The sequence below is a fragment of the Alphaproteobacteria bacterium genome (assembly GCA_017308135.1).
GTDB lineage: Bacteria > Pseudomonadota > Alphaproteobacteria > CACIAM-22H2 > CACIAM-22H2 > Tagaea.
In genome coordinates this window covers 152,391-172,393 of record JAFKFM010000008.1, presented here as the reverse complement: position 1 = coordinate 172,393, position 20,003 = coordinate 152,391, and the positions used below count along the sequence as shown (strand labels likewise).

Sequence of the window (20,003 nt, the reverse complement as noted above, 5' to 3'; positions counted from 1 at the left end):
GCGCGCGAGCTTAGCGGGAACAGCTCACGCCAACCAAATAGCGCACTTCGAACGCATAGTGGCAGCCGTGCCCTGTCGTCAGCGCGATCGTCGTATTGGCTACGTGATCGGTTATAGTAATGGCGTCGCGCACATCTGCCGGTTTACAACCTATTTGCGCCGCACTTTTCCCGATGGGGGCCGTACACCGCCGCGCCGTTTGATCTTCGCCGCCACTCGAAAGATATCTGGCATGTTGATACGATCCGCAGAGCGCTCTTCCACCACCCCAATATTCTTAAGCGCTTCGAGTAGAGAATTTTCCCGATCACGCGAACCGGTACCTTCAAGCCCAATTGGACCAGGCCTGCCTGTTGTCTTGGCAACGCGCATGACCTGAGCCACCGTATTTTCATTAACCCAACGCTTTATGAATGCATCGGGCTTACAAGGAACCTCCAGGCCCTCAAGTTCTCCAAGCACAGTTTGAATCCAAGGGTAATCCTCTTCAAGTTGATTTACTCGAACTGCTGATGCCGCTTGCACGCCCTCACGAATACCATGATGATCAATTACAGTTCTTGAAGGCTTTGAATGCGATGAAGCCGCGCGCTGAAGCGCGATCAAAAAACTACGTGGGCTCGTCTCATGAAATGCATCAGCCAAATGGTCAATTAACCAAGTGTAGGTCCTACCTCTTCTGTGATCTGCCCCCATAAACTCACCAGCGATCAATGAAAAAACAGACCGCTGAAATTCTTCGCTATTGATATCAATGTCGATAACGTTTCCAACGAACTTCTTGATATTCTGAAATGCTTTTTTTGAAATCTCATCGCGCTCAAGGGTGCTGAATAACAAACCATACAGCTCAGAAGAATGCCAAGCTAGGCGCACAGTCATCGCCCGAATCTTTGAAGCATCGGGAAAATTGAATAGCGCTTCATCCCCTTCCTGATCTGTACGGAGAAATATTTTGGCTCGCATGTTTTCAAATCCCAACATGCTGAGACCAAGGCGCAAAATTCCCTGGCTTAGTGGTCGAATTTTATCCCAACTATTAGCCAATCGATCGACCGCATCAAATACAAGTAAAAATTTCTGCTGTCGGCGCCCGAAATGGTGATCTGCTTTTCGTAATACTGCCTCAAACCGCTCCGGATCATCGAGCATCCAATTGACGGTCTCCCGAAGATTCGATGGAACATCCACCTCAATCTCCGTGGCAATCGCCTTCAATAAAACCGCCATCCAGATAGTTTCCGGATCAACGCCATTTGCCAAAATAGAACTCAAAGTCAACGGAGAGGGGGCGACCCCTTTAACTTTACCTGCATCCTCGTGGAACCCCAGAACTACGACCATCTTATCTAGCCCAAGTCGATCATAATGACTGGCTAGTTCCATCCTAGTTTCTTTATCCGCAAGCGCGCCGGACCAAACACTTTTTCCTGCGCCGCGATTTCCTACGACTAAAGATGAGTTGAAACGCAATGCCTTAGAATGCAAGGGAGGTGCATAGAGATCAGTAATGCTCATTGGTCGCGCCGCACTCACGGCCGACTTGGGATCCATATTTGCAAGCACCGAACGAATGGCAGCGATGTCGATTTGCGAAATCATCATTTTAACCTAAGTCGCTCAGCTAGGCTCTCGATGAACTCTCCGAATACATCGAAATATTGCTCACGATCCAGCTGTTGAGGATGATCGACTGGATCAAATTCATAATATTTTTTGTTCATTTTTATCGGCCACGCGTAATGAGGCGCCGTACGATCATCTAAGTCAAATCCAAATGCCAAGCTACCATCGTCTCTTTGTGCGTCACTTTCATCGATTTCATCATAAAAACGCTCCGCAAATAATTCAAAAGCATTGTCACGGAAACGTGCTTCAGAATTTCGGTCGCTAGTGGCTTTCGCGTGAATCATCTTGAGTCTGAAGCGCCAATCTTCGCTTTTATCCTCGGGCTTAAATCGAGCCAAGTGAGCCAAAAAATAACGATAGCCATCCCAAGTTTGCGGTGTATCAACTCCGAAAAGTAAAATTTCTGCCCCCAGCCCCTGCACTGTAGCAGCAGTCGTTTCATTCAAACCTGCACGCGCATCAACGAAAATCGCGTCAAATTTTTGACGTGCACACAAATCTTTTATCATGCGACGCATCTGATCTAGCAGCGTGAGGCTGTGCCTTCCATCGCTCGACATATCGTCGAGATAAGCCCGCGAAATTTTTCCGATTACGTTCTGAGGATACCGACGACATCTCCTACCTACCGCTGGTACAACCAAGACATTTCCACGGCCACGTGTCAGCGCACTAGGCGCTAGCATCTGCTTTAAGAAATTTTTATCGACGGTTCCGCGCCCATTCTCGACAAAATAATCAAGTACTCCGAATTCTGGTTGCTCGTTTTCAAGAATAAACATTTCCCCCAATCCTGGCGCCTCCAAATCTGCATCAATTGCCAGTATAGAGTGCCCCCGGCTTGCAAATTCAGCAGCTGCAACTGCCAACGCCGTAGACCGGCCCACTCCCCCCTTATGGCTGGCAAACACCACAATTGGTGGGGCTCCCTTTATGGGTGGAGAAATGCCGCGAACCCAATCTTGACCAACAATCCGTCGTTCTACCAACCGGACAAAAATCTCGAAGCCTTCACCTGAGACAAATTCAAGTTTATCATTGGATAAGTTAACGAGCTCATCGTCTAACAATTCAAACGGAGTGCAAACCGGTTGGCCTGAAAGATATGGGCCCAGCGTGAGCTTTGCGTCATGGCTGAGCCGACTTAGTTTAGAACTGGGTAATTCGTCGCGATGAACAAAAGTCAAATTTCCTTCAGCGTCTCGAAGAAAACAATTCTTTGCCAGCGCCTCCTCGCCAAGATGATTCAGCACCAATTGTGTAAATAGTGGCAAGGCATCATCATACCGAGCCACGGTAGCTTGACGGCGCGATCCGTTTAATTTCTTCATTGGCGAATCCCCGCTGCGCCTAGCAGGCGCTTGGCATGTGTCTTCCATAGATTGTACTCAGCTTGACCAATAACTATGTCTGACGCATATCTATGAGATACGTCCCACCCACTCATAAGATTAGGAAGTTTTAATACCTTAAACATCGTCGAGCCACGACGACCGCTCAAATGTTTTAGCGCGATTGCAGTGATGTTGGGAAAATGGCCGTGAGGAACATGGGGAGAAAATTGCGATCGAATGTAATATTTTATCGCACATTCGCCCGCGAAACCAACAAGATGTCCCGCATTGCTCCACCGCGATACGGTGGCTAGGGTCTCTGAGTCGATAAAATGCCGAAGTGCAGCTTCTGAATACTTCTCATTATTCGTAGCCATCTCTTCCCCATTTTATAATTTGTTACATACGCAGATAGCTTACCATCGAATCGTAACGCAACTAGTGACCTCCCGCTATCGAGCTATTTTACAACACCCCTCACTCCCACTCGATCGTGCCGGGTGGCTTCGAGGTCACGTCGTAGACGACGCGGTTGATGCCGCGCACTTCGTTGATGATGCGTGTCGCCGTCGCCGCCAGGAACGCGTGATCGAAGGGATAGGATTCCGCCGTCATGCCGTCGGTCGACGTCACCGCGCGCAGCGCGCAGACATAATCGTAGGAGCGTGAATCGCCCATCACGCCGACGGTCTTCACCGGCAGCAGCACCGCGAAGGCCTGCCAGATCGCGTCGTAGAGGCCCGCGCGGCGGATCTCCTCGAGATAGACGAGATCGGCCTTGCGCAGGATCGCGAGCTTGTCGCGGTCGATGGCGCCGGGAATGCGGATCGCGAGGCCCGGCCCCGGGAAGGGGTGGCGGCCGACCAGCGTTTCGGGCAAGCCAAGCTCGCGGCCGAGGTCGCGCACTTCGTCCTTGAAGAGTTCGCGCAGCGGCTCGACGAGCTTCATGCGCATGCGCTCGGGCAAGCCGCCGACATTATGATGCGATTTGATCGTCACCGACGGCCCGCCGATGAACGACACGCTTTCGATCACGTCGGGATAGAGCGTGCCTTGGGCGAGGAAATCGGCCCCGCCGACTTTCTTCGCCTCTTCCTCGAACACTTCGATGAAGGTCGCGCCGATCAGCTTGCGCTTGGTCTCGGGGTCGGTGACACCTTCGAGACGCGACAGGAACATGTCGCTGGCGTCGCGGTGCACCAGCGGAATGTTGTAATGGCCGCGGAACAGGTCGACGACCTGCGTGGCCTCTCCCTCGCGCATCAAACCGTGATCGACCAGAATGCAGGTGAGCTGATCGCCGATCGCTTCGTGGATCAGCACGGCGGCGACGGAGGAATCCACGCCGCCCGACAACCCGCAAATCACCCGGCCCTTGCCGACTTGGGCGCGGATGCGCTCGATCGCCTGACGGCGGAACGCGGCCATCGTCCAATCGCCCGAGCAGCCGGCGACGCGATGGGTGAAATTCTTGAGCAACGCAGCGCCATGCGGCGTGTGCACGACTTCGGGATGGAACTGCACGCCGTAGAAACGCTTCTCGTCGTTGGCGATGGCGGCATAGGGCGCGCCCTCGGACGTCGCGACGACGCGGAAACCGTCGGGCAGCGCCGTCACGCGGTCGCCATGGCTCATCCACACTTGCTCGCGCGAGCCGACGGGCCAGATGCCGTCGAACAATTTGCAATCGCGTTCGATGGCGATGAACGCCTTGCCGAATTCGCGATGGTCGGAGCTTTCGACCTTGCCGCCGAGCTGGGCGCACATCGTCTGCTCGCCGTAGCAAATGCCGAGGACGGGCACGCCCGCTTCGAACACGAAGCCCGGCGCGCGCGGCGTGTGGCTTTCGGTCACCGAGGCGGGACCGCCCGACAGGATGATCGCCTTGGCGCCGTACGCCTTGAGCTTGGATTCGTCGGTATTGAACGGATGGATTTCGCAGTAAACGCCGCTTTCGCGCACGCGGCGCGCGATGAGCTGGGTGACTTGGCTGCCGAAATCGAGGATCAGGATTTTGTCGGTCATGGTGCGATTTATCCCAGTCGGGCGGAGCGGACAAGCCCCGGCAAAGCGAGGGTTTTGGCGAGGTCGGGCCAGCCATAGGCGGCTTGCGCCACGTCCGAGCCCCACAGGCGTTCGCGGCGCGTGGCGATGAAGCGCCCGCCCATGCGTTCGTAGAAATAACGCGCCGGATTGTCGTGCAGCACCCAGACATAAGCCTGGTTGAGGCCGCGTTCGCGCAAGGTTTCGAAGGCGCCGCCGATCAACGCCGCGCCGATCCCCCGGTTCTGGTGATCGGGATGCACGTAAAGCGTGAACACCTCGCCCGAGCCGAGCGTGATGCCGACTTGCGTGAAGGGCGGGCGCGCGGGCCGGTCTTCGATGCGGCTGCGGCCGAAGCTCGTCACGCCGACCACGCCCGATTTGTCGTCATAGGCGACGAGAATGGGTGCATGCAGCGATTTGTGGCGGATCTGGTAGGCCCATTCGACGGCCTGCCGGTCGTAATCCATGCCGACCAGCGTTTTGGGCGGCAGCAGCCCGGCATAGGTCGCCCGCCACGCATCGACATAGACCCGCGAAATACCGCGGACATGTCCTTGCGTGGCTTTGAGCAGCGTGACCGTCATGCGGCGGACGGCGCCTCTTTGCGTTCGAACACCGCGACGAAGAAACCGTCGGTGCCGTCCTTGGCGGGGCTCAAGCTGAGCGTCGTGCCCTCGCCGGCCTTTTCCCATACGGCGCCAACGGGCACAGCCGCGAAATCGCTTTGCGCGGCGAGGAACGCTTCGGCCTGCGCTTCGTTCTCCTCCGGCAGCACCGAACATGTCGCGTAAATCAAGCGCCCGCCCGGCTTCACGAGCCGCGCGGCACTCTCCAAAATGCGCGCCTGCTTGGCGGTCAATTCCGCGATCTCGTCGCGCACCAGCGTCCAGCGCGCATCGGGATTGCGCCGCCAGGTGCCCGTCCCAGTGCAGGGTGCGTCGACCAGCACGCGATCGAACCCGCCTTTGTGCTTCTTCACCCAGCCGTCGCGCTCGCTTTCCAGCAAGCGGCGCTCGACGTTATGCACTTCGGCGCGGCGCAAGCGCGTGGTCGCCCCCGCCAAGCGCTTTTCCGACGTATCGCAGGCGACGATCTGGCCCTTGTTCTCCATCGTCGCGGCGATGGCGAGCGTCTTGCCGCCGGCACCGGCGCAAAAATCGCACACGCGCATGCCGGGCTTGGCGTCGACCAGCAGCGCGACGAGTTGCGAGCCTTCGTCCTGAATTTCGACGAGGCCGGCTTTATACGGCGCGCTCGCCATGACATTGGCGCGTTCCTCGGTCCGCAAACCCCACGGCGACATCTTCGTCGCCTCGGTCGCGATACCCGCTTCCTTCAGCGCCTTGCGCACCGCGTCGCGCTTGCCCTTCAGCACGTTGACGCGCAGATCGAGCGGCGCTTCCGTTCCCATCGCGGCCATCTCGGCGCGCGCGCGTTCGCCGAAGCGCTGGGTAAAACGTTCGGCGGCCCAGGGCGGCAGATTGAAGCGCACCCAGTCGGGCTGTTCGGGATGGTCGAGCGAACGGCCCGCGAGCGATGCGATGCTCGCCTGTTCGTGGGCTTTCAGCGGCTGCGGATCGTAACGCTCGCCCGAGAACGCGTGTTCGATGCGCCCCGCTTCCCAGCCTTCGACGATGGCGAGATAGGCAAGCAGCCAAGAACGGCCGTTGGGCGCGAAGGGTACACGCGCCGCCCCTTCGCGCACGCGCGCGAGCCACCATTCCAACTGGGCGCGTTTGCGCAGCACGCCATAGACCAGCCCCGAGATCGCGGTGCGATCCTTGGAGCCGATGAACCGGCGCGCGCGGAAATAATCGTTGGCGAGCCGATCGGCGGGCGCTTTGCGGGCGTGAACCAGATCGAGAATTTCGATCGCCGCCGCGATCCGCCCGCCGGGTGTCATGCCGCCGAACCGCCCGAGTAGTTCGGCGCTTCGCGCATCAACGCGACGTCGTGGACATGGCTTTCGCGCAAGCCCGCATTGGTGATTTTGAGGAACCGCGCGTTCTTGCGCAGATCGGCGAGCGTGGCGCTGCCCGTATAGCCCATCGCGGCGCGAAGCCCGCCGACGAGCTGGTGGATGACCGCGCCGACCGGGCCCTTATAGGGCACGCGGCCCTCGACACCTTCGGGTACGAGCTTCAGCGTATCCTTGATTTCCTGCTGGAAATAACGATCCGCCGAGCCGCGCGCCATCGCGCCGACCGAGCCCATACCGCGATAGGATTTGTAGGAGCGGCCCTGGAACAGGAACACTTCGCCCGGCGCTTCTTCCGTGCCCGCGAACAGCGAGCCGATCATCGCGCATTCCGCCCCGGCGGCCAGCGCCTTGGCGAGATCGCCCGAGAATTTGATGCCGCCATCGGCGATCGCGGGCACGCCCGCTTTCTGCGCGACCTCGACGCAATCCATCACGGCGGTGAGCTGCGGCACGCCCACACCCGCGACGATGCGCGTGGTGCAGATCGAACCGGGGCCGATGCCGACCTTCACGGCGTCGGCCCCCGCATCGATCAGCGCCTTGGCGCCCTCGGCGGTCGCGATATTGCCGGCGATGATCTGGGTGTAATTGCCGAGCTTGCGGATCGCACGCACGGAATTCAGCACGCCTTCCGAATGGCCGTGTGCGGTATCGACGACGACGATATCGACCTCGGCGTCGAACAACGCTTCGGCGCGCGCCAGGCCCTTATCGCCCACGCCCGTGGCGGCGGCCACACGCAAGCGGCCCTTCTCGTCCTTCGTGGCGGCGGGGAAACGCTGCGCTTTCTCGATGTCCTTGACGGTGATCAGGCCGATGCAGCGATAGGATTGGTCGACGACGACCAGCTTCTCGATGCGATGCTGGTGCAGAAGGCGCTTGGCTTCTTCCTTCGACACGCCCTCGGTCACGGTGACCAGCTTGTCGCGGGTCATCAACTCGCTGACCTTCTGGCGCGGATCGCTGGCGAAGCGCACGTCGCGGTTGGTCAGCACGCCAACGAGGCGGCCATTCGCTTCCGTGACCGGAATGCCGGAGATGTGATTGGCCGCCATCATCTGCAGCGCATCGGCCAGCGTGGCGTCCGGGCGGATGGTCAGCGGATTGACGACCATGCCGCTTTCGAACTTCTTCACCTTGCGCACTTCCTGCGCCTGAAGCTCGATATCGAGATTCTTGTGGATGACCCCCATGCCGCCGGCTTGCGCCATCGCGATGGCGAGCGCGCTTTCCGTCACCGTGTCCATCGCCGAGGACACGAGCGGAATGCCGAGTTCGATATTGCGGGTGATCCGCGTCCGGGTGGTGACGTCGCCGGGCAAAACGGCGGAGGCGCCGGGCTCCAGAAGGACGTCGTCGAACGTAAGCGCTTCGCGGATATGCATGCCGCCTCCTGGGGTCGCGGGAAGTGGCGCGCATCTATACACCCCGTTCGTGAAGATCGAAATGGGGTCGAATCGCGTTGAAATGACGAGGAAATCAGCCTTTGAAGCCGGTCGCGGCGAAGTAAAACTCCGCCGACTCGGATCGGCTGGAGGGCGGCTTGATGCGCTGGAGCTTGGCGAAGCGCGCCTGCACCGCCTTCATCAGTTGCTGCTCCTCGCCGCCCTGGCGCAGCTTGCCGACGAAGGCGCCGCCCGGTTTCAACACGTCGCAGGCGAATTCGAACGCCGCTTCGACCAGCGCGATAATCCGCAAATGATCGGTCTCGCGATGGCCGGTCGTCGACGGCGCCATGTCGGTCAGGATCAAATCGGCCGGACCGTTCAACGCGGCTTTGACCTTTTCCGACGCGGCGGGATCGAGAAAGTCGGCTTGCAGCACGACGGCGCCGGGCAATTGATCCATCTCGAGGATATCGAGCGCGACGATCGTACCGGCTTTGCGTTCGATCGCGACTTGCGTCCAGCCGCCGGGGGCCGCACCCAGATCGACGATCTTCATGCCCGGGCGGAACAGCCGCACCTTGGCGTCGATCTCGATCAGCTTGAAGGCCGCGCGGCTGCGATAGCCCGCATCCTTCGCCTTGCCGACGTAAGGATCGTTGAGCTGGCGGCGCAGCCAGTTCTGCTGCGATGTGGAACGGCCCTTGGCGGTCTTCAGGCGTTCGGCGAGGCGGCGGGAATCACTCATGCCCGCGCAATAGACCCATCAGAATGCCTTCGCGCAAGCCCCGATCGGCGACGCGCAAGCGTCCGACCGGCCAGCGCGCGCAAATCCCCTCCAGCAACGCGCAGCCCGCGACGACCAAATCGGCGCGTTCGCGCCCGATGCAGCCATGCCGCGCCCGCCCCGCCAGATCGGCGGCGGCGAGGTCCGCCGACAGCGCCTTGATCTGCGCGAAATCGAGCCAGGAGCCATCGACCAACGCGCGTTCGTAGCGCTGCAAGCCCATGGCGATGCCCGACAGCGTGGTGACCGTGCCGGACGTGCCCACCATCTCGACATTTCCGGCCGCGATTTGGGCCCCGATATCGTGGCGCGCGTCGAGATCGGCCAGCCGCGCCGAAATATCGGCCACAGCGGCTTGGTAAGCGTCGCACGGGATTTTGTCGGGGCCCAAGCGCTCGGCAATCGCCACGACGCCCAGCGGCAGCGACACGAAATCGATCCGCCGCCACGAATCGCCGTCGCGTTCCAGCCACATCACTTCGGTCGAGCCGCCGCCGATATCGAAGGCGATGGCGTGCGGCTTGCCCGCGTCGAGCAGCGCCGCGCAGCCGGCCAAGGCGAGATCCGCCTCCTCGTCCGCCGCGATGGGCTCGAGCTCGATGCCCGTCGTCTCGCGCACGCGCGACAGGAAGGCCGCCCCGTTTTCGGCCCGACGGCAGGCTTCGGTCGCCACGCCGCGAAAACTAGTCACGCCGCGCCGGTCCATTTTGGCCGCGCAGACATGAAGCGCGTCCAACGCGCGAACCATCGCCGTTTCGGCGAGATTGCCGCTACGTTCCAGCCCTTCGCCCAAGCGCACAATGCGCGAGAACGCGTCCACCACCCGGAACCCGTCCGGGGCCGGTTTGGCGATCAACAGACGGCAATTATTCGTGCCGAGGTCGAGGGCCGCGAGTATCGGCCCCTCGTCCCTTCGGGCTTGCGCCGTCTCCACAGAAGCAACTCCCCAAGTTCGCGTCGCTATTTTGACCAGTACTGTAACCGGGTTTGACGATCCGGGCGAAGGGCGATATAGACAGCGCCGCTTGGTCGGGGTTTCGCCCCGTCCGGCGGACGCGTCCCGCTGGGGGATCGTCTAACGGTAGGACCCCAGACTCTGACTCTGGTTGTCTAGGTTCGAATCCTAGTCCCCCAGCCAATTTCCAGGGCGCCAAGGCGCCTCGCTTCCCAAATCCAATAAATTTTGCGGACTTAACGAGTGCAATTCCCATCCAAGATTGCGACTCGGTCGTTGACTTGGTAAACGGCCATTAACTATACTGATTGTCTTGAAAACCAACGCCACTGGAGAATCCCGATGGCAGCGTCTATCTCGCAGGCCGCTCAGCCTGTGATCGATTTCCGCAATCAAAAGACGGCCGCGTTCCGCGACGTGACCGAAAAATTCGCCGAAAATTACCAAGGCCAGATCCTCAAGGGCGTGGCGCAAGGTAACGAGATCGCCAGCAATTCGATCGCGTCCCTCCAGGGCCGCGGCGCGAAGCTGAATATCTCCGCCTAACGTCGGCGACATTCCGGTATCGGGCCGACCCGCACCGTCCCCGCCTCGGGGGCGGTTTTTGGCGTTCGCCTTGCGGCATATTGTCGAGAAACCGGGCACCCCCCCTTTAATCCGGCGCAAAAACCCTTATTTACGACGGGACATCTTCGGGAACCCGTCCGCCATGACTTCGACGATCGCCAGCACGACGCGTTTTTCCGGAACCTCCGCCCATTATTGCCAGGCGGCGGATCCGGCCCAGCGCTTGGCTCTGCTCCACTGGGCCGACGGCGAACGTCAGGCGGGATTGGTCTGCGCGGACTCGCTGCACCCCGAAAAAGTGCCGGGCCTCAAAGACAAGCTCGCCGTGTTCGACGTGCGCGGCATGGGCTGCGACTTCAAAGTTTGCGGCGAGACGTCGAATGGCTGCTGCGAGATCGAAGCGATCCCCGATCCGGCGTTCCGCGATTTGCTGTGCGGCCAGTTCCGCGAAATCGTGCAAGCGCGCCAGCCGCTGCTGCACACGATCGAAGCGCAGACCCCGCAAGGCACGTGGCGCTATTCGCGCCTGTCCATCCCGCTATCCAAGCGCACGGCCGAAGTCGGGCGCTTGTGGCTGGTCCTCGCGGGCTTCGAGGCGTTCCGCGACAAGGTCGCGCCCCTCGCCGCGTGATATTATCGGTCCTCGGCGACGAATCGAGGATCGATCATGAGCGGCCCCATCTACACGCTGAAAATCTCGGGCGACGAAGCGCGGCTGATGATCTATCTGCTGCGCCAAGCGCAGATGAAAGGCGACAGCGCAATCGCCATGGGCATCGCCAAGCGCGATCTGCTGGCCCAGACGATGGACAACTACAAAAGCCTCGCCGACAAGCTGGAAGAAGCGACGATCGGCAAGAAGGCGTCGAAGCCGCAGGCGGTGAAGAAATGGCTGCCGGGCCAGACCGTGCCGGTCAAACGCTACCGGACGAAGATTCCGCCCGGGCGTTGAACATCGCCGCGTAAGCCGTATCCAACGCCGCCGCGAGCCCCTTCCCGTCGCAAAGTTCGCTCGCCGCCATGCGCGGACGTAAACCGCCGCGCAGCGCCGCCAGCGTCGGCAAATCCCGCGCGGCATCGACCGCACGCGCGATATAGGCCTCGACCGTATCGACGCAGAAATCGTCGAGCCCCAAAGCCGTCAGCAAGCAATCGCCGTAGCGGCCGAGCGGCGGGCGCGCCCGCAGGCTGACCATCGGCACGCCCATCCACAACGCTTCGAACGTCGTCACGCCGCCATTATGCGGAAACGGATCGAGGGCGATGTCGATCTGGCCATAGGCGGCCCAGGTCGCGGGTTGCGGCGAGGTGTAGATAAGATCGAGCCGTTCGGCGGCGATCCCGTGCCGCGCGAAACGTGCGGCGTAGTCTTCGCGCACCGCGCCATCGACGAAGGGCAGCGCGTTCAGCATCAAACGCGAGCCCGGCACTTGGGCGAGGATCGCGGCCCACGCCGCGATCACTGCGTCGTTGATCCGCACGAGGCGCGAGAAACTGCCGAAAGTCACATGGCCTTTCGCTTGGGCGGGCAACGGCGAAACCGCCGGCATCTCGGGCGGCGGATCGAAAGCGAAAGCCGCGCGCGTCAGGCGCCAGACGCGTTCGGTGAACGCAGCATCGCTGCCCTTTGGCGCCATATGCGCGTCGCCGAGATACCAATCCATCGCGCCCACGCCGGTCGTGCCGCCATAGCCGAGCCAAGTGACCTGCACGGGCGCCAAACGCCGCGCGAAGGCTTTAAGTTTCGCGCCCGCCGTGTGCCCCGCGAGATCGATCGCGACGTCGATCCCGTCCGCGCGCGCTTTGGCCGCGAGCCCGTCATCGTCGAGCGCTTGGCAATCGTGCCAAACATCGACGCGTTTGCGCAGCGCCGCCGCCTCGGCATCCGGCGTGCCGCTCAGCGCATAGGCGTGAACTTCGATCTTCGCGCGATCGTGGTGCCGGAAGATCGGCGAGATAAAGTGGCGCAGCGAATGGCGGCGCAGATCGGGCGAAACGTAAGCAACCTTCAAGCGACGTCCCCCCGGCGCCGGCGCGGCAAGCGGCGCTTCCGGCGGGCAGAAGCGCTGCGCCCAATCGGCGTAGAGGTCTTTGAGCGCCGCACCGGTCATCGCCGGATCGTAATTCGCGGCGAATAGATCGTCGGTATAGGCGGTTTCGAACGCCGGATCGGCGGCTTTGGCGAGCGCCAGTTGTTCGCGGGCCCCTTGCACGTCGCCGCGCTGGATCAGCACGCTCGCCAAAAACTGGCGGGCTTGCGCCCCTTCGGCCGCGTCATCGAGCGCCGCGCGCGCGAAAGCCTCGGCCGCCGTAAAATGGCCGAAGGCGAGCGCGCAGATCGCGCGTCGTCGTGCGATGGCGGGATTGGGAGTTCCTTCGGCGAGCGCATCGTCCGCTTCGGCAAAACGGCCGATGCGGATCAGCAAATCGCCCAGACGCAGGATGGTGCCTTGATCGGCGGGATCGAGAGTGCGGGCGCGGCGCCACGCCCTAAGCGCGCCTTCGGCGTCGCCACGCTGTGCGGCCGCCAATCCTTCTTGGAGCGCCGCAGCGGCGCCCCCCGGGTCGGAACTCACGCCGCGGGCTTGGAGGCGATCGCCTCTTCCAATTCGTAGAAGGTCGGCTGGAGTTCGCTCGGCACGCTCTTGCGGCCGATCTCGGTCGAGATCTGCGGCGCGTTGCCTTGCAGATGGGCCACGAACGTGTCGCGGATGATTTCGTAGTACTTGAACTCATCCTCGTAGCACTGCTTCAAGCGGCCGGCCATCGGGCCCAAAATGCCGTAGGACAGCAACACGCCCAAGAACGTACCGACGAGCGCCGAGGCGATCAGGCCGCCGAGAATGACGGGCGGCTGGTCGACCGACGACATGGTCTTGATGACGCCCATGACGGCGGCGACGATGCCGAGTGCTGGGCACGCATCGGCGACGGTGGCGAGCGCCTGGGCGCCGCGCAGCGTCTCGTGATGGTGCTTTTCGAGTTCCTTGTTGAAGATTTCCTCGAGCTGGTGGGCGTCTTCCACGCCCATCGACAGCATGCGCATGTGATCGCAGATCAGCATGATCGCGTATTTGTTCGCGAGGATCTTCGGATACGCCATGAAGATGTTGGATTCGTCGGGCTTCTCGATATGCGGTTCGACCGCGAGCGTGCCCTTCGACCGCGCGAGCTTCAGGATCGTGAAGATGAGGCAGAGCAGATCGATGAAGTCGTCGCGCTTGTATTTCGGCCCGCCGAAGACCTTGCCGAAATCCTTGAGCGCGTGGCTGATGATCGAGCCGGAGTTGCCGATCAGGAACGTGCCCGCAGCCGAACCGCCGATGATCATGAACTCGAAGGGCAGCGCCTTCATGATCACGCCGAGCTTGCCGCCGGCGAGCACGTAGCCCCCGAACACGCACAAGAACACGAAAACCAGACCGCCGATCGCGAACATCGATTTCCTCCGCCGATCCCGGAACACCGGAACCTAGCATTGCCAATTCGGGGCCAAATTATGCGCCCGATGGTTAACGATCCGCAAACTCGCCCGAAACGCCAACGGCTTCAAGCGATTAGGATGAACTGTTTTTCGCGCCCGTCAAGCGGACTCGCCGTGTCGCGGGGTCGGCGCCGCCGGCTCCACCGTCACGGTGATGTGGCTCGCCGGCGTTTCCGGGGCGGGTTCGGCCGCGCGCATACGCGCTTGCATGGCGACCGAGACCGGGATCGAACCCAGATAAATCAGGCCCAATATCACCAGCGTCGCCCAGGGCGCGTTGAATAGCCCCGCGAACACCACACCCACACCGACCAGCGACGGCACCATCCAGCCGCGCGGAATATGGACCTTCTTAGCCGAGAAGGTCGGAATGCGGCTGACCATTAGAAACGCGACGACGACCATCGTCAGCCCGCCGATCGCGGCCTTGTCGAACCAGCCCGGTCCCGCCTGGAAATGCATCATCAGTGGCAACAGCGCCAAGGCGGCCCCCGCCGGCGCCGGTACGCCGACGAAGAAATAGCCCTGCCATTTCGGCGGATTGGGGTCGGACAGCATGGTGTTGAAGCGCGCGAGGCGCAGCGCCATGCACACGGCATAGGCCAAGCACAGCATCCAGCCGATGGCGCCCCAGGCGTTCAGCACCCACATATACATCACGAGGGCGGGCGCCACGCCGAAGGCGACGAAATCGGACAGGGAGTCGAGCTCGGCGCCGAATTTCGACGTGCCGTTCAGCAAGCGCGCCATGCGCCCGTCGAGCCCATCGAGGATCGCCGCGACGACGATCGCCGTCGCCGCCCATTCCCAGCGCCCGTCCATCGCGAAGCGAATGCCGGACAGGCCAGCGCACAGCGCACCCACGGTGATCGCGTTGGGGATCAGGCGGTTCATCGTGCCGCCGCCGGGAAGCGTTGCGCGATCACGCGCGCGCCGACGGTTGCGGCCGAACATCAGCGCACCTCGCCCTGGCGCGGCGCTTCGCTGGATTGCAGATCGGCGAGCACGGTTTCGCCGCCGATCGCGCGTTGGCCGACCACAACCAGCGGCGACACGCCCTCGGGCAAATAGATGTCGCAGCGGCTGCCGAAGCGAATCAGGCCATAGCGTTCGCCGGTGCGTACGTTCTGCCCTTCGCGCAGATCGCAAAGGATGCGCCGCGCGACGAGACCGGCGATCTGCACGAAGCCCACGTCGCGGCCATCGACGAGCCCCACGCGGATCGACATGCGCTCGTTCTCCGCCGACGCCTTATCGAGGGCGGCGTTATGGAAGCGGCCGGGCTGATAGCGCGCGCGCAGTACCGTGCCGCCGATCGGCACGCGGTTCACATGCACGTCGAACACGTTCAGGAAGATCGAAATGCGCGGACGCGGGGCATCGCCCATTTCCAGTTCCGGCGGAGGTACGGCATCGACGATCAACTGCACCATGCCATCGCCGGGCGACACGATCAGGCCGTCGCGTGTCGGGATCGTGCGCTCCGGATCGCGGAAGAAATAAATGACCCACAAGGTCACCACCGCGCCGATAGCGGCGAGCGGGCCCCAAATCCAGCCCAGCACGAAGGTCGCGACGACCGCCGCCGCGACGAACGGCACACCCGCCTTATGGATCGGAGCCGCGACGGATTTCCACATATCGCTCATGAGATTAGAAGCCGCTGTTAATCTGGTTTCGAGATATTGAGCCGCATCATAACAAAGCCCGCTCCGGGCCGCTACCCCGGCCCGGCCGCGTCGGGATCGTTATGGCGCGTCAGTTCGTCTTGGGAATGGCGAAGATTTGGCCGGGATAGATCAAATCCGCGTTGCGGATCTGGTCGCGATTGGCCTCGTAGATCGTGGTGTAGCGCAGGCCTTCGCCGTAGATGCGCCGCGAAATCCGCCACAGCGAATTGCCTGGCTGGACGACGACGATCTGCTCGCCCGGCCCCGGTGCGGGGACCACCGCGCGCTGGAACGGCGTTTCGGCGCGCGCCGCCACGCCGCGGCCATTGGCGCCGAGTTCGTCGGCACGCAGCGTGTAATTGCCTTCGCCCAATTGCGGAATGTCGACGCGCCAACGCCCATCGGGACCGACCACCGCCTCGCCCACCGATTTGTTGTCGGCGTAGAGGCGCACCGTGGCGCCCGCCGTGCCTTTGCCGGTCACGGTCACGCTGCCCGCATCGCCGTAATCGATCGCGTCGATCGACATGCGCTGGCTGCCCACGCCAGGCCCCGGCACCTGCAACACGGTCGCGGGGCCGGTCCCTTCGGCCGGCAACAAGGCGACCAGCGGGCCGCCGCCCGTGCCGGTCCCGCGCGGCGGCACAACGACGGCGACGTTACGCTCGGACCAGACCGGACCTTTGTCGGTGTCCATCCGCAGCCGCAATTCATGCGGGCCCGGCGCGAGCGGATCGACGGTCACGAAAACCCATTCGCCGCGACCGTCGGCGGTGACGCGGCCGATTTCCTTCTCGCCGTCCAAAATCACGATCGGTGCATTGGGGGCGCCACGGCCGGCGATCACCGCCTCGCCCGTCGGCGACACGCGCACGACGTCAAAGGACGGACGAACCACCGCCGTTTCCGGCACGGGAATGGGGGCTGCCGCTTGCGGTGCGGGTGCCGGCGTCGCCGGCGCCGAAGCGACCGGCGGCGACGGGGTGCGATTGGGCGGTGGAGGCTCGGGCACGAAGAAGCCACGGAAGCCCAGCAACAGGGCGACGACGACGCAGAGCGCGCCGACGATCGCGATGATGGTGGTCTTACTCATTGCCCCCTCGCGGGACTCGGGAAATACATAGGTTCAGGTTAGGCCCGAATGGGACCTAAACTCAATTCCCGGAAATCGTTCAATTCCCGCCACGAACCCGGTGATCGACGGGCGGCAATTGGCGCAGATAAGCGATCATCGCCGCGCGATCCGGGGGCGTGAGCTTGGAGGTCGAATTCGCGACCACCTCGCCCATATCGCCGCCGACGGAATCGCCGTCCTGCGTCATGCCCATCGACAGCAGATCCTCGTAGACGCCCGGCGTCCACGACCCGATGCCGGTCGTGGGATGCGGCGTGATGTTCGGCACCTTCGTGCCCTGCCCCGCATGGTTGAGATCGCCCGCATACATCATGTCGGTCCGCAAACCGCCAAGTTGATTGCGCGGCGTATGGCACTCGGCGCAATGGCCCATCGCTTGCGTAAGGTAAGCGCCGCGATTGATCTCGGCCGATTTCGCCGGATCGGGCTTGAATTCGCCCGGCGTGAAGAACAGCAGCTTCCAGCCGAATTGCAACGCGCGCAGATTGAACGGGAAGCCGATATCGTGCGCCTTGTTGCGGCGATCCGAAACCGGCAGCGAGAAGATATAGGCTTTGAGATCGCGCATATCCGCGTCGGTCATCTTGGTGAACGACGTATACGGAAACACGGGGAAGTAATGCGCGCCATCGGGGCGCCGGCCTTGGCGCAGCGCCGTAATGAAATCGGCGTCCGACCATTTGCCGATGCCGGCATCGGGGTGTGCTGTGATGTTCGGCCCATAGAAATTGCCGAACGGCGTTTTGAGGGCGCGTCCGCCGGCCAGCAATTGGCCGTTATTCGCCGTATCGGTGTGGCAGCCCGCACAGCCCGAGGCCGCGAAGATGTATTCGCCGCGCTTCACGTCCTGGGCCTGGACGGCGCCGGCGGCGAAAACGAAAAACGCCGCGAAAGCGGCGACGATGGGGGTTCGAGTCATAAGTCGATTGTGAACGTCGCGCGAGGTCGCGTCCACCCCGCCCGCCGAGGAGAGGGTCTCCGGCGAGCGGGGTAGGGTCGCGTCCGCCGGGGGGTATTATTGCGGGCGACGGTACGGGGTGTGGCAGGCGCCACAAGCCTGGCCGAGCTGCGGGAACGCGGCGCGGAAACCGGCCTCGTTATTCGCGGCGGCGAGCTGGGCGAGATTGGTGGCGACGCCCGCGGCGCGATCCATCAGACCATCGAAATCCGCCTTCCTTTCCCAAATCGCGGGCAGAGCGCGCGAATTGTCGGCGGTGGAACCGGCCGGGAACAGCGCCTTGGCGGCGGACAGGTTCGTGGCGACGGTCTGGGCCTGCTGGGCGACCGCCGCACCGTCCCAAGGACGCTCGTTGCGGATAACCGGCGCAATCTGGCCGACGGCACCGCCGACCGCCTTCATGGCGTTCTGGCGCTGGCCGATTTCGGGCGCTTGGGCGAAGGCGCCCGTGGCGGCAAAGGTCAGGCCCAACGCGATGGCGGCCAGACGGAGTTTCGAGCGCATTCGGTGTCCCCTTTTGGGTCGGTTTACTTGGTTTTGCGAGCCGTTCCACGCGGCGGGAACGCCGCGCTTGGGAAGATATACACCCCCGATCCGAGATTATTCCCGCGCCTCTTGTCCCTATCCGCGAACCGCTCTAATCAGACCGGCGTCGCGGTAATTTTCCGGTGCAGGTCCATGCGTCCATTGCGGTCGGTTTGCGTCTATTGCGGTTCGTCGAACGAAGGGCCGGTCCTGCACCGGACGGAAGCGCGGCGCTTCGGCCAGATTCTCGGCAAGGCGAAAATCGATCTCGTCTATGGCGGCGGGCGCGTCGGGCTGATGGGCGCCGTCGCCGATGGCGCCATCGAGGAAGGCGGCCATGTCGTCGGCATCATTCCCGAGCATCTCATGCGCGCGGAAGTCGGCCATGGCAGCGTGTCCGAATTGCACGTGGTGGAATCCATGCATGTGCGAAAGGCCATGATGTTCCAGCGCTCGGACGCGTTCGTCGCCCTGCCCGGCGGCCCCGGCACGCTCGACGAAGTGTTCGAGATGCTGACCTGGCGCCAATTGGCGCTGCACGACAAGCCGACGGTGCTCTGCAATCTCGGCGGCTATTGGGACGGCCTGATCGGTTTGATCGACGGCATCATCGACGCGAAATACGCCAAGCCGTCGTTCCGCGAGTTCTACAAGGTCGTCGACGGCATCGACGAAATCCTGCCGCTGCTGCGCGACGAGCCGCCGCCCGCGATTCCGCCGCAGCCGCAGAAATTTTAGAACCAGAAGCGCCAAGCGTAGACGAGCGTCATCACCGCGCCGATCGCTGTCACCAAACGGTGGAACACGAGCGGGGCGATGTAGCGCATCGCGACGCCGCCCGAATAGCCGCCGATCAAACCGCCCGCGAGCATAGCGAGTGTCGCGTGCCAATCGACGCTGCCCGAGGCGATGAAGATCGCGATCGCGGCGGCGGAGTTCAGTGCGTTGACGAGATTCTTAAGCGCGTTCGCGGCGCGCAAATCCGAAATGCCGCCCAGCGTGAACAGCGAAAGATACATGACGCCGAGCCCGGCGCCGAAATAGCCGCCATAGATCGATACCGCGATCGACGGCGCGACGACATTGCGCATATCGGCGGCCACGCCCTGGCGGCGGCGCTGAACATGGCGTTTGATCCTATCGGCGAAGGCGAATAGCAGCGTCGCGGCGCCGATCAGCGCCGGTACCACGTCCTCCAGCGCTTTCTCGGGCATCGCCAGAAGAATCCCCGCCCCCGCCGCGCCGGCAAGGAACGCGCCCGCCATGATCCGGCGGACATGCTTGTCGAACGGCGGCAATCGGCCGCGATCGGCCAAGGCGGCCATGAAATTCGCCGGCCCCAGCGCCACCAAATTCGACGCGACGGCGACGACCGGCGGCAATCCCGCCATCAACATGATCGGGAACGTGACGAGCGTGGCGCCGCCAACCAGCGCCGTGACCACGCCGCCCGCCAGCCCCGTGACGAAAAGCACCAGAAGCAGTTCCGATTCCATGCGCCGGGAGAGTAATCCTCGCCAGCCCGGAAATCGCTGGAAACATACGGG

The 20,003-nt window shown here is 62.4% G+C and carries 20 protein-coding genes and 1 tRNA gene; 5 read left to right on the top strand and 16 right to left on the bottom strand.

Annotated features, from left to right (window positions below):
- Window positions 1-150 precede the first annotated feature (150 nt).
- The 8 genes from J0H39_09070 to J0H39_09035 form a co-directional block, all read right to left on the bottom strand.
- Window positions 151-1,605, bottom strand: coding sequence for a hypothetical protein (locus J0H39_09070; GenBank protein MBN9496895.1), 1,455 nt, complete (start codon window positions 1,603-1,605; stop codon window positions 151-153).
- Complete coding sequence (locus J0H39_09065) at window positions 1,602-2,960, bottom strand: hypothetical protein (protein ID MBN9496894.1); 1,359 nt, start codon at window positions 2,958-2,960, stop codon at window positions 1,602-1,604. Before J0H39_09065 ends, J0H39_09070 begins: the two co-directional genes overlap by 4 nt.
- A gap of 480 nt (window positions 2,961-3,440) precedes the next feature.
- Complete coding sequence (guaA, locus tag J0H39_09060) at window positions 3,441-4,988, bottom strand: glutamine-hydrolyzing GMP synthase (protein MBN9496893.1); 1,548 nt, start codon at window positions 4,986-4,988, stop codon at window positions 3,441-3,443.
- An 8-nt stretch (window positions 4,989-4,996) separates the two neighbouring features.
- A complete protein-coding gene (locus J0H39_09055) occupies window positions 4,997-5,593 on the bottom strand; it encodes a GNAT family N-acetyltransferase (GenBank protein MBN9496892.1) in 597 nt (198 codons plus the stop codon).
- The gene (locus tag J0H39_09050; protein ID MBN9496891.1) at window positions 5,590-6,912 is read right to left on the bottom strand and encodes an RsmB/NOP family class I SAM-dependent RNA methyltransferase; all 1,323 of its coding nucleotides are present in this window, start codon (window positions 6,910-6,912) and stop codon (window positions 5,590-5,592) included. The genes J0H39_09055 and J0H39_09050 overlap by 4 nt, the downstream gene beginning before the upstream one ends.
- Complete coding sequence (gene guaB / locus J0H39_09045; GenBank protein ID MBN9496890.1) at window positions 6,909-8,375, bottom strand: IMP dehydrogenase; 1,467 nt, start codon at window positions 8,373-8,375, stop codon at window positions 6,909-6,911. The genes J0H39_09050 and guaB overlap by 4 nt, the downstream gene beginning before the upstream one ends.
- A 94-nt stretch (window positions 8,376-8,469) precedes the next feature.
- Window positions 8,470-9,123, bottom strand: coding sequence for an RlmE family RNA methyltransferase (locus J0H39_09040; protein MBN9496889.1), 654 nt, complete (start codon window positions 9,121-9,123; stop codon window positions 8,470-8,472).
- Window positions 9,116-10,060, bottom strand: coding sequence for a Ppx/GppA family phosphatase (locus J0H39_09035; protein ID MBN9496888.1), 945 nt, complete (start codon window positions 10,058-10,060; stop codon window positions 9,116-9,118). Before J0H39_09035 ends, J0H39_09040 begins: the two co-directional genes overlap by 8 nt.
- Window positions 10,061-10,226: 166 nt before the next feature.
- Here J0H39_09035 and J0H39_09030 point away from each other — a divergent pair.
- The 4 genes from J0H39_09030 (at window position 10,227) to J0H39_09015 (ending at window position 11,636) form a co-directional block, all read left to right on the top strand.
- Window positions 10,227-10,300: transfer RNA gene (locus J0H39_09030), tRNA-Gln, on the top strand.
- Between the two features lie 159 nt (window positions 10,301-10,459).
- Window positions 10,460-10,663: a hypothetical protein gene (locus tag J0H39_09025; protein ID MBN9496887.1), complete on the top strand. Its 204-nt coding sequence runs from the start codon at window positions 10,460-10,462 to the stop codon at window positions 10,661-10,663.
- A gap of 163 nt (window positions 10,664-10,826) precedes the next feature.
- A complete protein-coding gene (locus J0H39_09020) occupies window positions 10,827-11,315 on the top strand; it encodes a hypothetical protein (GenBank protein MBN9496886.1) in 489 nt (162 codons plus the stop codon).
- Window positions 11,316-11,351: 36 nt separating this feature from the next.
- Entirely contained in the window at window positions 11,352-11,636 is a 285-nt protein-coding gene (locus J0H39_09015; protein MBN9496885.1) for a hypothetical protein, read from the top strand.
- On the opposite strand, the gene J0H39_09010 is transcribed toward J0H39_09015, so the two are convergent.
- The 7 genes from J0H39_09010 to J0H39_08980 form a co-directional block, all read right to left on the bottom strand.
- The gene (locus tag J0H39_09010; protein MBN9496884.1) at window positions 11,599-13,260 is read right to left on the bottom strand and encodes a hypothetical protein; all 1,662 of its coding nucleotides are present in this window, start codon (window positions 13,258-13,260) and stop codon (window positions 11,599-11,601) included. The genes J0H39_09015 and J0H39_09010 overlap by 38 nt on opposite strands.
- Complete coding sequence (gene motA / locus J0H39_09005; protein ID MBN9496883.1) at window positions 13,257-14,123, bottom strand: flagellar motor stator protein MotA; 867 nt, start codon at window positions 14,121-14,123, stop codon at window positions 13,257-13,259. Before motA ends, J0H39_09010 begins: the two co-directional genes overlap by 4 nt.
- A gap of 144 nt (window positions 14,124-14,267) precedes the next feature.
- Window positions 14,268-15,122 carry a CDP-diacylglycerol--serine O-phosphatidyltransferase gene (gene pssA, locus J0H39_09000; GenBank protein ID MBN9496882.1) on the bottom strand — a complete coding sequence of 285 codons (855 nt, stop codon included), beginning with the start codon at window positions 15,120-15,122 and terminating at the stop codon, window positions 14,268-14,270.
- Window positions 15,122-15,817 carry a phosphatidylserine decarboxylase gene (locus J0H39_08995; protein ID MBN9496881.1) on the bottom strand — a complete coding sequence of 232 codons (696 nt, stop codon included), beginning with the start codon at window positions 15,815-15,817 and terminating at the stop codon, window positions 15,122-15,124. The genes pssA and J0H39_08995 overlap by 1 nt, the downstream gene beginning before the upstream one ends.
- 109 nt (window positions 15,818-15,926) lie before the next feature.
- Window positions 15,927-16,931: a LysM peptidoglycan-binding domain-containing protein gene (locus tag J0H39_08990; GenBank protein MBN9496880.1), complete on the bottom strand. Its 1,005-nt coding sequence runs from the start codon at window positions 16,929-16,931 to the stop codon at window positions 15,927-15,929.
- A gap of 79 nt (window positions 16,932-17,010) precedes the next feature.
- On the bottom strand, window positions 17,011-17,892 hold the full coding sequence (locus J0H39_08985; GenBank protein MBN9496879.1) for a c-type cytochrome: 882 nt from the start codon (window positions 17,890-17,892) through the stop codon (window positions 17,011-17,013).
- A 96-nt stretch (window positions 17,893-17,988) separates the two neighbouring features.
- Window positions 17,989-18,435, bottom strand: a complete 447-nt coding sequence (locus J0H39_08980) for a cytochrome c (GenBank protein MBN9496878.1) — start codon at window positions 18,433-18,435, stop codon at window positions 17,989-17,991.
- Between the two features lie 174 nt (window positions 18,436-18,609).
- On the opposite strand from J0H39_08980, the gene J0H39_08975 reads away from it, so the two are divergent.
- Window positions 18,610-19,194 carry a TIGR00730 family Rossman fold protein gene (locus J0H39_08975; protein MBN9496877.1) on the top strand — a complete coding sequence of 195 codons (585 nt, stop codon included), beginning with the start codon at window positions 18,610-18,612 and terminating at the stop codon, window positions 19,192-19,194.
- Here J0H39_08975 and J0H39_08970 read toward each other — a convergent pair.
- On the bottom strand, window positions 19,191-19,952 hold the full coding sequence (locus tag J0H39_08970; GenBank protein MBN9496876.1) for a sulfite exporter TauE/SafE family protein: 762 nt from the start codon (window positions 19,950-19,952) through the stop codon (window positions 19,191-19,193). The two genes, J0H39_08975 and J0H39_08970, sit on opposite strands and share 4 nt — an antisense overlap.
- Window positions 19,953-20,003: the final 51 nt, after the last annotated feature.